General features: G+C 69.4%; 12 protein-coding genes. 7 read left to right on the top strand and 5 right to left on the bottom strand.

What is annotated here, in order from left to right; translation table 11 throughout:
- Position 1: 1 nt before the first annotated feature.
- A complete protein-coding gene (locus IEX13_RS13900; RefSeq protein ID WP_188665730.1) occupies positions 2-2,257 on the bottom strand; it encodes an amidohydrolase family protein in 2,256 nt (751 codons plus the stop codon).
- 272 nt (positions 2,258-2,529) lie between these two features.
- Here IEX13_RS13900 and IEX13_RS13895 point away from each other — a divergent pair, with 272 nt between their 5' ends.
- Both IEX13_RS13895 and IEX13_RS13890 read left to right on the top strand, forming a co-directional pair.
- On the top strand, positions 2,530-3,054 hold the full coding sequence (locus IEX13_RS13895) for a hypothetical protein (protein ID WP_229668564.1): 525 nt from the start codon (positions 2,530-2,532) through the stop codon (positions 3,052-3,054).
- 130 nt (positions 3,055-3,184) lie between these two features.
- Positions 3,185-3,763, top strand: a complete 579-nt coding sequence (locus IEX13_RS13890; protein WP_188665729.1) for an LOG family protein — start codon at positions 3,185-3,187, stop codon at positions 3,761-3,763.
- A 4-nt stretch (positions 3,764-3,767) separates the two neighbouring features.
- On the opposite strand, the gene IEX13_RS13885 is transcribed toward IEX13_RS13890, so the two are convergent.
- Positions 3,768-4,157, bottom strand: coding sequence for a TfoX/Sxy family protein (locus IEX13_RS13885; protein ID WP_188665728.1), 390 nt, complete (start codon positions 4,155-4,157; stop codon positions 3,768-3,770).
- Positions 4,158-4,181: 24 nt separating this feature from the next.
- Complete coding sequence (locus tag IEX13_RS13880; protein ID WP_188665726.1) at positions 4,182-4,670, bottom strand: GAF domain-containing protein; 489 nt, start codon at positions 4,668-4,670, stop codon at positions 4,182-4,184.
- Between the two features lie 86 nt (positions 4,671-4,756).
- Between IEX13_RS13880 and bioD the strand changes: the two genes are divergently transcribed.
- The 5 genes from bioD (at position 4,757) to IEX13_RS13855 (ending at position 11,529) form a co-directional block, all read left to right on the top strand.
- On the top strand, positions 4,757-5,467 hold the full coding sequence (gene bioD / locus IEX13_RS13875) for a dethiobiotin synthase (protein ID WP_229668563.1): 711 nt from the start codon (positions 4,757-4,759) through the stop codon (positions 5,465-5,467).
- A gap of 157 nt (positions 5,468-5,624) precedes the next feature.
- Positions 5,625-6,800 carry an efflux RND transporter periplasmic adaptor subunit gene (locus tag IEX13_RS13870; protein ID WP_188665723.1) on the top strand — a complete coding sequence of 392 codons (1,176 nt, stop codon included), beginning with the start codon at positions 5,625-5,627 and terminating at the stop codon, positions 6,798-6,800.
- 15 nt (positions 6,801-6,815) lie between these two features.
- Positions 6,816-9,929, top strand: coding sequence for an efflux RND transporter permease subunit (locus IEX13_RS13865; RefSeq protein WP_188665720.1), 3,114 nt, complete (start codon positions 6,816-6,818; stop codon positions 9,927-9,929).
- Positions 9,926-10,555, top strand: a complete 630-nt coding sequence (locus IEX13_RS13860) for a TetR/AcrR family transcriptional regulator (RefSeq protein WP_188665718.1) — start codon at positions 9,926-9,928, stop codon at positions 10,553-10,555. The genes IEX13_RS13865 and IEX13_RS13860 overlap by 4 nt, the downstream gene beginning before the upstream one ends.
- A gap of 74 nt (positions 10,556-10,629) precedes the next feature.
- A complete protein-coding gene (locus IEX13_RS13855; protein ID WP_188665716.1) occupies positions 10,630-11,529 on the top strand; it encodes an SDR family NAD(P)-dependent oxidoreductase in 900 nt (299 codons plus the stop codon).
- Position 11,530: 1 nt separating this feature from the next.
- Here the strand turns inward: IEX13_RS13855 and queD are convergent, their stop codons facing one another.
- Positions 11,531-11,890 carry a 6-carboxytetrahydropterin synthase QueD gene (gene queD / locus IEX13_RS13850; RefSeq protein WP_188665714.1) on the bottom strand — a complete coding sequence of 120 codons (360 nt, stop codon included), beginning with the start codon at positions 11,888-11,890 and terminating at the stop codon, positions 11,531-11,533.
- 31 nt (positions 11,891-11,921) lie between these two features.
- The gene (locus tag IEX13_RS13845; RefSeq protein ID WP_188665712.1) at positions 11,922-12,455 is read right to left on the bottom strand and encodes a hypothetical protein; all 534 of its coding nucleotides are present in this window, start codon (positions 12,453-12,455) and stop codon (positions 11,922-11,924) included.
- Positions 12,456-12,547: the final 92 nt, after the last annotated feature.

Here is a 12,547-nt window from a genome sequence, read left to right as displayed (position 1 = left end):
GTCAGTCCGCTTCCTGTGCGCCGAGGCGGCCTTCCAGGCCCTGCCGCAGTTCCGCCGGGTCATGGCGGTGTCCTTCCCGGAACACCCACTTCATCCGGCGGATGTTGGCCGGATCGGCGGCCGGGTCGCCGTCGAGCACCAGCAGGTCGGCGTCGAACCCGGGTTTGAGCTGGCCCTTGCTGGCGCCCAGGCCCAGCGCCCGGGCGCCGTTGCCGCTCATGATGCGGACGATGTCCGGCAGCGCGAAGCCTGCTTCGGACAGCAGCTCGAAATTTCGCTGGTCGCCAAAGCCTGGCAGCACATGGCGGCCGGTGTCCGGACCCGCCAGCAGGATGCCGCCAGCGGCTACGAAGCGCCGTTCGAAGGCCATCAGTTTGGCCAGCAGCGCGGGTGTGTAGGCGGCATTGGCCTGGCCGGCGGCCAACTGTTCCTGCCGGCGCTGGTAGTCCTCGCGAAAGCGAGGTGCCAGGTAGGCCAGCGCCTGCGCTTCGCCCTGCGGGCGATGCGGAAAGTGGGATTCGATGATCGCCAGCGTCGAGGTCAGCTTCGTGCCGTTTTCCACCAGCGTCCGGATCAGCGTATCCAGGCGCGCATCGTCGGGGTCGAGCGCGGCGATGGACGCCAGCGGCGAGCGGCAATCACCCGGGTCCTTGCCGGCAAGGAAGTCGGTGCTCGACAGGAAGCCGTGTTCGATGCGATCCACGCCGATCTTCGACGCTTCGGCGTAGGTCAGCGAGCACAGGTGGGCGGAGACGCTGCGCCGGCGCGCATGCGCCGCCTCGACGACGGCGGCGGCGATCCCGGGCTGTACGTGTCGGTAGAGCTTGAAGCTGTGTACGCCCAGGTCGGCCCAGCGGTTGACGAACGCGCGGGCCTCGTCCGCATTGCCGGGCTTGTCCATCGGGGCATTGCCGCCCGGCCCGGTGACGTAGGGCGCCGACGCCAGCAGGCGCGGGCCAACGGCGTCGCCCGCTTCGATGGCTTCGGCAAGGGCGAGTTCGGCCCGCGCATCCGCGCTGCCTGCGGTCTGGATGGTGGTGACGCCGGCGGCGAGGTAGAGCCGTGTCGCCGCCTCGCCCAGGAAGGGCGCCCCCGGCAGGTGCAGGTGGTTGTGGACGCCGACCAGGCCCGGCAGCACCCAACGGCCCTGCAGATCGAGGACGCGGTCGCCGGGTTGGCGCGCCAACGCGTCGGTGGGCGCGACATCGACGATGCGGCCGCCGCGGATCCTCAGCCCCATCCCGGCGCGCGAAGGCAGGCCGTCGCCGGCCTGCAGCGTGGCGTTGACCAGCAACCAGTCGCCCGTTGGCGTCGCGCCGGCGAGCAGGCCGCGCGAGACGAACAATGCCCGCAGCGCATCCTCGTCTTCCAGCGGATGCACGAGCGATCGCGGGGAACGACCGGAAACATGCGCCAGCGCGGCCACGCGGCCCTGGCCATTGAACAGGGTCTCAGGCACCTGTTCCGCGATCGGATCGGCATAGGCTTCGGTGGCCGGGATGATGTCCCAGCCATCGGCACGCAGGGCGGCCACCAGGTCGGTGATGAACAGCGCCGCCAGGTCGTTTTCGTGCAGCAGCAGGACGTGCGCCGGTGACCGGCCGAGGCTGTCGCGCGCGATGTCGTCGTAAAAGCGCGCGGCGTCCACCAGGGTCTCGACGTAGAGGTCCCGCAGGGCATCGAGGTCGAAGTCCGGGTCGGCGGCCCGGGCTTCGGCGGCCAGCGCGTCCAGGTACCAATCGTAGTTGTCGATGGTGACGTAGCCGTTGCGCAGGCCCATCGCGGCCAGGCCTTCGCGCACCGCGTCGCGCTGACCGGCGTCGTGGCCTTCGTCGAGGAAGGGGTAGCGGAAGAAGCGGGGCGCTTCGCCCAGTCCGGCCAGCGCCACGTTGGCGCGCCCGGCGTCGGCCAGGTAGTCAGCCGCCGACATCCGGCGCAGCCACCCGTGTCCGTGCGAATGGTTGGCCAGCACGTGGCCGGCGTCGGCGTAGGCCCGCAGCCGTGCGCCGGCGCCGGGCGTGTCCTCCAGCCTCTGCGTGGTGGCGAAGACCATGGCGCCCCGCACCCCGGCGGCGTCGAGCCCGTCGATGAGCCGGCGGGTTCGTGCTTCGCCGGTGAGGAAGGCGCCATCCGGGCGCGGCGCATCGTCGAAGCTGATCGCCAGTCGCCGGCCGGTTGCCGCCACCTCCGCGGCCGATGCCGGCAGCGGGCAGGCCAGAAGGAACAGCAAGGGCAGGATCAGGAGCAGTCGTGGCATCGGTGGGTCACCTTCGCGGCGGGAAAGCCATGACGCTAGCCGCCACCGGGCGATGCCGCCACCCCCGGTCGTCGCGGTCGTGCATTAAGCGGGTTGGCCGGGGCTTATGCACGCACCGCGCGGCCACGAAGCGGACGTCGGCATCCGGGTCCTGCGGTTTTCCCCATGATTCCGCATCCCCGGAGCGGGTGGCCGGGTGGCACGGTAGTTGCAGCGCTTCCAACGGGGCCGCGTCGTTCCGACGCGTGCCTCCCCCCCAATGGAGATGTCGCATGAACAACTACAACGACAAGATGGACAAGCAGGACGCAAAGGACCGCAATCTCGACCCGATCAGCAAGGCGCCGGGTTCGCATCCGGTCGGTACGGGCGTGGGTGCTGTCGCCGGCGGTGCCTCGGGCGCCGCCGTGGGTGCCGTGGCCGGGCCGGTAGGCATGGTGGCGGGTGCCGCCGTGGGCGCGGTTGTGGGCGGGCTCGCCGGCAAGGGTGTCGCCGAAGGCCTCAACCCCACCGAGGAAGAAGCGCATTGGCGCGCGCAGTACGCCAGCGAGTCCTACTATGACAAGGGCCGCAGCTATGACGACTATGCGCCTGCCTATCGCACGGGCTACGAAGGCCGTGGCCTGTACGCGGGCAAGCGTTTCGAGGACGTCGAAACCCAGCTCGAGAACGACTTCGTCGCGACGCGTGGCCAGTCCACGCTCGAATGGGCCCAGGCCCGCCAGGCCAGCCGTGCTGCCTGGGACCGCGTGGACCAGGCAGGTGCCGGCCGCGGCAACGGCAGCTCCGCGTACTGAATGAGTGTTTCAAGCGGCGGGGCGATCTTTATCGCCCCGCTTTTTTTCGCCTGCGGCCCGCGCGCACCGCCGCCGCCCGGCGGCCCTGCGGTGGCACAATAGCGGCCCCCAGCCGTCCCGGATGCCCGCCATGCGCGTCTGCGTTTACGCCGCCTCCAGCGCCCGCGTGGCGCCCGAATTCCACGCCGCCGCCCGCCAGCTTGGCGAAACCCTCGCGGCCAACGGCTGCAGCATCGTTTATGGCGGCGGCTCGCAGGGCCTGATGGGTTCGCTGGCCGACGGCGCACTGTCGAAGGGCGGCGAGGTGATTGGCATCCTGCCGAAGTTCATGGCCGACCTCGAATGGGGCCACCCAGGCCTGACCCAGCTGGAGCTGGTGGAGGACATGCGCGAGCGCAAGCACAGGCTGCTCACCGGATCCGATGCGGTCGTCGCGTTGCCCGGTGGCTGCGGCACGCTCGAGGAGCTGTTCGAGGCGATCACGCTCAAGCGCCTGGGCATCTACTTCAGCCCGATCCTGCTGCTCAACGTGCGCGGCTTCTACGCGCCGCTGCAGGGCTTCATGGAATCGGTGATCGCCGAGCGGTTCATGAACCCCGAACACGCGGCGATGTGGTCGCTGGTGGACCGGGTCGAGGACGTGCTGCCGACCATCCGGGCGACGCCGGCCTGGCGCGAGGACGCGCGTGACTACGCGGTGGTGCGCTAGGCGATCAGTCGTCGCGCGACGACGAGGGGTCGTCGAAGCCGTAACCCGGGCCGGGCATGTCGGCTTCGTCTTCGCCGTCCAGGTGCACGGTTTTCACCGGCGCGGCGGCCGGCATGCGCTTGTTCTTGGGCAGCGGCAGCTTGGCGACCTCGTCACCGGCGGCCAGCACCAGTTCGCTGCGGCGTTCGTCCGGGATTTCCTGCCAGTGGCAGCCCAGGATCGCGCCTTCCAGCGCGTAGAGCAGGTTGAGGCTGGGCTTGAAGCCGGCGCGCTTGACCCGCACGAAAGCCGCCAGCGCACCCACCGATTCCAGGTCTTCCTGGCTCCGGATGCCCGTCTGGCGCAGCCAGGCGGCCGACTTCGGGCCGATGTTGCGCAGTTTGGTTCCACTCATGCCTGTGTCCTGTCCCCGGCGATGTCAGGCGGGGCCCAACGTCTGGATGAACGCAGCAGCGATCGATTCGAGGCCAGCCTGGTCGTCGGCGTCGAAGCGATCGGTCACCGGGCTGTCGAGGTCGAACACGCCCACCAGCGCGTCGCCGTGGTACAGCGGCACCACCAGTTCCGACCGCGAGGCGGCGTCGCAGGGGATGTGCCCCGGGAAGGCCTCGACGTCGGCGATGCGCTGGGTCTGCCGGGTCTGGGCGGCGGTGCCGCAGACACCGCGGCCCAGGGCGATGCGCACGCAGGCCGGGTGGCCCTGGAAGGGGCCGACCACCAGTTCCTTGCCGTCGTAGAAATAAAACCCGACCCAGTTGAGCTGCGGCAGCGCGTGGTAGACCAGGGCCGACAGGTTGGCGGCGTTGGCGATCCGGTCCGGCTCGCCGTGCATCAGGCCGCGGGCTTGTTCAAGCAGCTGTGCGTACTGTTCGGCCTTGCTGCCGGTGAGGCTGGACTGCGCGAACATCGGCGCTCCATGGTTCGGGGTCGGGGCGTTATTGTATGGCCTCGCGCAGGCACGCGCGGGAGGACACTCATGCTATGCAGCGTTGAATGCGGCGCACACCCGGTGGCGCGATGAGCGGGCAGGGCTTCGACCACGGTTGTTTCGTCACCGGCACCGACACCGGCGCCGGCAAGACCTTCGCGTCCACTGTGCTGCTGCACGCCATGCGCCGTGACGGCCGCCCGGCCGTGGGCATGAAGCCGGTCGCCAGCGGCTGCGAGCGCAGCCACGAAGGCTGGCGCAACGAAGACGCCCTGGCGCTGCAGGCCGCCAGCGAGCCCAGGCCCGACTACCAGCTGGTCAATCCCTACGCCCTGCCCGAACCGACCGCGCCGCAGATCGCCGCCGCGATGGCCGGCGTGCAGGTCGAGCTGCCGACCCTGCTGGCCGCCTACACGGCGCTGTCGGCCCAGGCCGGTGGCCGCGTGCTGGTGGAAGGCGTGGGCGGCTGGCTGGCGCCGCTGGCCGACGGCCTGGAGCAGGCCGACCTGGCCCGGGCCCTCAAGCTGCCGGTGGTGCTGGTGGTGGGCCTGCGCCTGGGTTGTCTGAACCATGCGCGGCTGACGGCCCGGGCCGTGCTGGCCGATGGTTGCCGGCTGGCCGGATGGATCGGCAACCAGGTCGAGGCCCCGGGCCCGCATGCGGCGGCCTACCTGGACCTGCTGCGGGCCGCCCTGCCGGGCCCCTGCCTGGGCGTGCTGCCCTACGCGCCCGGGTCGGCGCCGGCCGGACTGGCCGCGAAGCTGTCGCTGGGCTGAACCGCCCTCCCGGAAAGAGGCCAAAACCCCCGGAACCAGGCCATCAGTTGGCTTGACAGCGGCCGATTCAAACCTAGAATGACCGTTCACTCTTTTCCGCTCGCGCCGGCTCCCCGGCCTGCGACCGACCCCGCTTTCCTTCTCCACGAGGCATCCCATGTCCGCGTCCGCCCGTTCCCGGCGTCCCCTGGCGCTTGTCGCCGCCGTCGCCAGCCTGCTGCTGGCCGCCTGCTCCGAAGAGCCGGCCCCCAGGCAGATGCCCACGCCCGAAGTCACCGTGGTCACGCTCAAGGCCCAGCCCGTGCCGCTGACCCGCGACCTGGCCGGCCGCACCGTGCCCTTCGTGGTCGCCGAAGTGCGGCCGCAGGCCACCGGCATCGTCGAACAGCGCCTGTTCGAGGAAGGCAGCCTGGTGAAGGAAGGCCAGGTGCTCTACCAGCTTGACGATGCGACCTATCGCGCCGCCCGCGCCGCCGCGGCCGCCAACCTGGCCCGCGCCCGGGCCTCGGCCAACTCGGCGCGCCTGGCGGCCAACCGGTCCACCGAACTGGTGGCGCAGAAGCTGGTGGCCCAGCAGGACCACGAGCGCACCCTGGCCGCCGCCGCCGAAGCCGCCGCCGACGTCGCCGCCTACCAGGCCGCGCTGCAGGCCGCGGACGTCAACCTGGGCTACACCCGCATCACCGCGCCGATCTCCGGCCGCGCCGGCAAGTCCAGCGTCACCCAGGGCGCACTGGTCACCGCCAACCAGGAAACCGCGCTGGTGACGGTGCAACAGCTCGATCCGATCTACGTGGACCTGTCGCAGTCGGCGTCGGAGCTGATGCAGCTGCGCCAGGACGTCGAGGCCGGCCGCATTCAACAGACCACCGTCGAAGCGAAGATCCTGCTCGAGGACGGCACGCCCTATGCCCACGCCGGCGTGCTGGAGTTCACCGACGTCACCGTTGACCCGGGCACCGGCAGCTACTCGCTGCGCGTGCGCGTGCCCAACCCCGACAACCTGCTGCTGCCGGGCATGTACGTGCGCGCCGTGGTCGAGCTGGGCACCCGCCCGGACGGCATCCTGGCGCCACAGCAGGGCATCAGCCGCGACGCCAAGGGCAATGCCACCGCGCTGGTGGTCACCGCCGAAGGCAAGGTCGAACCGCGCGTGGTCAGCACCCGCCGCACGGTCGGCGACCAGTGGCTGGTCGACGACGGCCTGCAGGCCGGCGACCGCGTGATCATCGAGGGCCTGCAGAAGGTCCGGCCGGGCGGCGAGGCCACGGCCGTCGAAGCCGGCGCCGCCGCCACTCCCGACGACGCGGCCCCGCCCGCGCCGGCCGAATAAGCCGAGGTCCCGACCATGGCAAGGTTCTTCATCGATCGCCCGATCTTCGCCTGGGTGATCGCCATCATCATCATGCTCGCCGGCGGCCTGGCGCTGACCCAGCTGCCGATCTCGCGCTATCCAACGATCGCGCCGCCGACGATCACCATCAACGCCAGCTACCCGGGCGCGTCGGCGCAGGCCGCGGAAAACTCGGTCACCCAGATCATCGAACAGGCCATGACCGGCCTCGACGGCCTGGACTACCTTTCCTCGACCAGTGATTCCAACGGCTCGGTGTCGGTGACCCTGACCTTCGAAACCGGCACCGACCCGGACATCGCCCAGGTGCAGGTGCAGAACAAGCTGCAGCTGGCCACTTCGCTGCTGCCGGGCATCGTGCAGCAGCAGGGCATTTCGGTGAACAAGGCCTCCAGCGGCTTCCTGCAGGTGCTGGGGTTTGTTTCCGAAGACGGTTCGATGGACCGCAACGACATCTCCGACTACGTGTCGGCCAGCATCGTCGATCCGCTCAGCCGCGTGCCGGGCGTGGGCAGCGTGCAGGTGTTCGGCGGCAAGTACGCCATGCGCATCTGGCTCGACCCGGGCAAGCTCAACAGCTACCAGCTGGCGCCCAGCGACGTGGTGTCGGCCATCCAGGCGCAGAACGCCCAGGTGGCCGTCGGCCAGCTCGGCGGCACGCCGGCCATCGATGGCCAGCAGATCAATGCCACCATCACCGCCCAGGACCGCCTGCAGACGCCGGAACAGTTCCGCGCCATCGTCGTGCGCGCCAATACCGACGGCTCGGTGCTGCGCCTTGGCGACATCGCCCGGGTCGAAATCGGTTCGGAAAGTTATTCGGTGATCAGCCGCTACAACGGCAAGCCGGCCTCGGGCATCGCGATTTCGCTGGCGACCAATGCCAACGCCCTGTCCACCGCCGACGGCGTCGCCGCGCTGATCGAGCAGATGAAGCCCAGCTTCCCGCCGGGCCTGAGGGTGGTCATTCCCTTCGACACCACGCCTTTCGTGCGCGCGTCCATCACCGAAGTGGTCAAGATCCTGCTCGAGGCCTTCGTGCTCGTGTTCCTGGTGATCTTCCTGTTCCTGCAGAACTTCCGCGCCACCCTGATCCCCACCATCGCCATCCCGGTGGTGTTGCTGGGCACGCTGGCGATCCTGCTGGCGCTGGGCTTCTCGATAAACATGCTGACCATGTTCGCGATGGTGCTGGCGATCGGGCTGCTGGTCGACGACGCCATCGTGGTGGTCGAAAACGTCGAGCGCGTGATGAGCGAAGAAGGCCTGTCCCCGGTCGAAGCCACGCGCAAGTCCATGGACCAGATCACCGGCGCCCTGGTCGGCATAGGCCTGGTGCTGGCGGCCGTGTTCGTCCCCATGGCTTTCCTCACCGGCTCCACGGGCGTGATCTATCGCCAGTTCACGGCCACGATCGTGTCCGCCATGGGCCTGTCGGTGCTGGTGGCGATCATCCTGACGCCGGCGCTGTGCGCAACGCTGCTCAAGCCGCTCAGGAAGGGCGAACACCACGGCGAAAGGGGTTTCTTCAAGTGGTTCAACAACCGCTTCGATGCCGGCAACAAGCGCTACCAGGGTTTCGTCGGCACCATGCTGCGCCGCGGCGGCCGCTTCCTGGCCCTCTATGCGCTGCTGGCGCTGGCGATGCTGTTCGTGTTCGCGCGCGTGCCCTCGTCCTTCCTGCCCGACGAAGACCAGGGCGTGGCCTTCACCATCGTGCAGACGCCGGTGGGCGCCACCCAGCAGCGCACCCAGAAGGTGATGGAGCAGGTCGAGAAGCATTACCTTGAAAACGAAGCCGACATCATCGAATCCACCTTCGCCGTGCAGGGCTTCAGCTTCGCCGGCAGCGGCCAGAACAACGGCATGGTGTTCGTGAAGCTCAAGGACTGGGACGAACGAACCAGCGACGAAGCCAGCGTCACCGCGATGGTGGGCCGCGCCATGGGCGCCTTCAGCCAGATCAAGGACGCCATGGTGTTCGCGCTGGCGCCGCCGCCGGTGACCGAGCTGGGCACCACGGGTGGCTTCAACCTGTATCTCAAGGACAACCAGAACCAGGGCCACGAGGCGCTGATGGCCGCGCGCAACCAGCTGCTGGGCCTGGCCTCGCAAAGTGCGCTGCTGACCCAGGTGCGCCCGAACGGCCAGGAAGACTCGCCGCAGTTCCGCCTGGACGTGGACAACGACAAGGCCGCGGCGCTGGGCGTGTCGGTGGCCGAGATCAACAGCACGCTGTCGGTGGCCTGGGGGGGTCGCTACATCGACGACTTCATCGACCGCGGCCGGGTCAAGCGCGTGTACCTGCAGGCCGACGCGCCGTATCGCATGGTGCCCGAGGACTTCAACCTCTGGTACGTGCGCAACAAGCAGGGCGAGATGGTGCCGTTCTCCTCGTTCGCCACCTGGCACTGGGAATACGGCTCGCCGCGACTTGAGCGCTACAACGGCGTGCCGGCGGTGAACGTCACCGGCATGGCCGGCCAGGGCGTGAGCTCGGGCGACGCCATGGCCGAGATGGAGCGCCTGGCCCAAGAGCTGCCGCAGGGTTTTGCCCTTGAGTGGTCGGGCGCGTCCTACCAGGAGCGCGTGGCCGATGCGCAGGTGCCGCTGCTGTACGCGCTGTCGCTGCTGATCGTCTTCCTGTGCCTGGCGGCGCTGTACGAAAGCTGGACCATCCCGACCTCGGTGCTGCTGGTGGTGCCGCTGGGCATCCTGGGCACGGTGCTGTTCACCTGGATGCGCGGGCTTGAACGCGACGTCTACTTCCAGGTCGGCATGCTCACCACGGTGGGCCTGTCGAGCAAGAACGCCGTGCTGATCATCGAGTTCGCCAAGGCCAACGTCGAGAAGGGCATGGACCTGGTCGAAGGCACGCTGGCCGCGATCCGCGACCGCCTGCGCCCGATCCTGATGACCTCCATCGCCTTCGGCTTCGGCGTGCTGCCCCTGGCCATCGCCAGCGGCGCCGGTTCGGGCGCGCAGCGCGCGATCGGCACCGGCGTCATCGGCGGCATGCTCAGCGGAACCTTCCTGGGCATCTTCTTCATTCCCCTGTTCTTCGTGATGGTGCGGCGCGTGTTCTACCGCAAGGAAGCCAGGCGATGAGCCCGATGCCGGCCGGCGGCGGCGCCAAGGCCAAGGCGCGCCAGGAAGCGCAGCGCGAGCGCATCCTGGAAGCGGCCCGCACCTGTTTTTCCGAGGGCGGCTTCCACGGCACCGGCATGGCGGCGATCGCGCGCGCGGCCGGCATGAGCCAGGGCCTGATCTACCGCTATTTCACCAACAAGGCGGCGATCATCCGCGCCATCACCGACGAGCAGCGCGAGGAGCGCCGCGAGGCACTGGCCGGCATCGCCACCTGTTCGGAGCTGGTGGACAAGCTGCTCGAGAAGATCGATGCCTGGCGGGAAAGCGGCCCGGGCGCCAGCATCGAAGGCGCCTTCGATGCCGCGCTGTTCCTTGAAGTCTCGGCCGAAGCCACGCGCGACGCCGACATCGCCGCGGTGGTCACGGCCCAGGAGCCGCAGATCTGGATCGATTTCGAAGACCTGGTCCGGCGCAGCGCCATCGCCGCCGGCAAGCCGCTGGAGGCCGACGCGGTGCGCCGCCGCACCGTGGTGATGCGGTGCCTGGTGGACGGCCTGATCCTTTGTTACGTGCGCGACCCGCAGCAGGACCGCGACGTATTGCGCCACAGCCTGCAGGAAGCGATCACCGCCCTGTGCCTGTAGGGCCGGCCCGCCCGCTTGCCCGCCGGCCCGGCCAGGCCTACTCTGGCTTCCGACCACCCGCAGGAGCCCGCGCCATGCGTTGTTCGCTGATCGGCCTGTTGTCCGCTGCCCTTGTTGTGCTGCTCCCGCTGGGTGCGGTCGCCCAGGAGCCCGTTTCCTACGCCGGCAAGACCGTGCTGGTCACCGGTTCCACCGACGGCCTGGGCCGCGAACTGGCGCGCAGCTTTGCCGCCGAAGGCGCCCACGTCATCGTGCACGGCCGCAATGCCGATCGTGGCCAGGCGCTGGTGGACGAAATCACTGCTTCCGGAAAAGGTTCAGCCCGTTTCATCGCCGGTGATTTTTCCTCGATGCAGGCGGTGCGTGAGTTCGCCGACGCCGTCGCCGTGTCGACGCCGAAACTCGACCTTCTGGTCAACAACGCCGGCGTCGCCTTCAACGATGGCCAGCGCCGCACCAGCCAGGACGGCCACGAACTGCAGTTCGCCGTGAACTACCTGGCCGGCTGGGTGCTGGTGCACGAGCTGCGGCCGGCGCTGAAGGCCGCCGCGCCCTCGCGCATCATCAATGTGTCGTCAGGGAGTTCGGCGCCGATCGATTTCGACGACGTGATGCTCGAAACCGAAGGCGCCGCCGCCCGCGGCTACGGGCAAAGCAAGCAGGCCCAGGCGACCATGACCAAGGCACTGGCGCCGGCCTTCCTGGCCGACGGCATCACCATGATCTCGCTGCACCCGGCCACGTTGATGAATACGACCATGGTCAAGGGCATCGGCATCCCGCCGCGCACCACGGTGCAGGAAGGCGTGGACCATGTGATGGGGCTGGCCCGGGCACCGACGCTTGAGGCCGGGGCCTTCTACCTGGAAGGGGGCGAGCCGCGCGACACCATGGACCCGCAGGGCCAGGATCCCGAGGCGCAGGCGAAGCTGCTGGCGCTCAGCGCCGAACTGACCGGGGTGCCGGCCGACTGATTCAGCCCGGCCCGGTATACCTGCACCCCGAGGTGCAGGTTTCGTGCACCACCACGGCCGACAGGCCGGGCAGGGCCGGCTGCAGCTTGTCCCAGATCCAGATGGCGAGGTTTTCGCTGGTGGGGTTCTCCAGGCCGGCGACGTCGTTGAGGTAATGGTGGTCGAGCTGGTCGTAGAGCGGCTTGAACGCCGCCTTGATGTCGCCGAAGTCCATCACCCAGCCGGTGTCGGCGCCGACCTCGCCAGACACATGCAGTTCGACCCGGAAGCTGTGGCCGTGCACGCGCGCGCACTTGTGGCCGGCCGGCACGTTGGGCAGCCGGTGCGCGGCTTCGAGGGTGAAGCTCTTGAAGATGTCCATGGCCGGCATTGTAGCCCCGGCCACCGCGGACTCAGCGGACCGCGAGTACGTCGTCGGTTTCACCGCTGGTGGCCATGCCGTAGTCGAAGGCGCTGACGCGGCCGTCCAGGTCCACCGACAGGCTGAAGGAGACGAAGCGGGTTTCCCGGCCATCGAGCTGGGCCAGGCCGGAACCTTCGAAGCGCCGACCGCCCCGGTCCAGCCGGGTGGCCTGGGCCGAGACCAGAGAAAACGCCACCTTGGTGCCGGCCAGGTCGGCGCGCAGCTGTTCCTGCACCGACGCCTGCACGGTCCAGCCCGGCGTCACCGTTGCCCGCGCAGCGCCGCCGGCGAGCGGGGAATCCGGCGCGCGGGTGGTGGAAGCCGCGCCGGCATGGCCCGCCAGCACCAGCGCCAGCCCGGCGGCGGCCGCCAGCTTGCCCAGACCGATCGGGGGCGGCACCTGGCCACGCGCGGGGGCGGGCACCGCGGCGACCGCGGCCACGGCCGCGGGGCGGCGGGCGAACGCTTGGGCGGCCCAGACCAGGTCGGCTTCGGTCAGGTCTTCACGGATCAGCAAGGTCATGGCCAGGTTCCAGTGAGGGGCAGGTAGGAAAGACAGCAGCATTCGTGCCAAGCACTCCAGTAAACGCAAGTTATTGATTCGACGTGACAGTC

Origin of the sequence: Arenimonas soli (assembly GCF_014643775.1) — a bacterium.
GTDB classification, from domain to species: domain Bacteria; phylum Pseudomonadota; class Gammaproteobacteria; order Xanthomonadales; family Xanthomonadaceae; genus Arenimonas; species Arenimonas soli.
Note: the sequence above shows the minus strand (reverse complement) of the source record. Positions and strands in the feature narration are given on the sequence as shown.

Bases quoted from the DNA above. Each gene is read 5' to 3' on its own strand.
- IEX13_RS13895 (WP_229668564.1), top strand. From the start codon at position 2,530: ATGAACAACTACAACGACAAGATGGACAAGCAGGACGCAAAGGACCGC.
- IEX13_RS13890 (WP_188665729.1), top strand. From the start codon at position 3,185: ATGCGCGTCTGCGTTTACGCCGCCTCCAGCGCCCGCGTGGCGCCCGAA.
- IEX13_RS13845 (WP_188665712.1), bottom strand. From the start codon at position 12,455: ATGACCTTGCTGATCCGTGAAGACCTGACCGAAGCCGACCTGGTCTGG.
- IEX13_RS13865 (WP_188665720.1), top strand. From the start codon at position 6,816: ATGGCAAGGTTCTTCATCGATCGCCCGATCTTCGCCTGGGTGATCGCC.
- IEX13_RS13855 (WP_188665716.1), top strand. From the start codon at position 10,630: ATGCGTTGTTCGCTGATCGGCCTGTTGTCCGCTGCCCTTGTTGTGCTG.
- IEX13_RS13860 (WP_188665718.1), top strand. From the start codon at position 9,926: ATGAGCCCGATGCCGGCCGGCGGCGGCGCCAAGGCCAAGGCGCGCCAG.
- queD (WP_188665714.1), bottom strand. From the start codon at position 11,890: ATGGACATCTTCAAGAGCTTCACCCTCGAAGCCGCGCACCGGCTGCCC.
- bioD (WP_229668563.1), top strand. From the start codon at position 4,757: ATGCGGCGCACACCCGGTGGCGCGATGAGCGGGCAGGGCTTCGACCAC.
- IEX13_RS13900 (WP_188665730.1), bottom strand. From the start codon at position 2,257: ATGCCACGACTGCTCCTGATCCTGCCCTTGCTGTTCCTTCTGGCCTGC.
- IEX13_RS13885 (WP_188665728.1), bottom strand. From the start codon at position 4,157: ATGAGTGGAACCAAACTGCGCAACATCGGCCCGAAGTCGGCCGCCTGG.
- IEX13_RS13870 (WP_188665723.1), top strand. From the start codon at position 5,625: ATGTCCGCGTCCGCCCGTTCCCGGCGTCCCCTGGCGCTTGTCGCCGCC.
- IEX13_RS13880 (WP_188665726.1), bottom strand. From the start codon at position 4,670: ATGTTCGCGCAGTCCAGCCTCACCGGCAGCAAGGCCGAACAGTACGCA.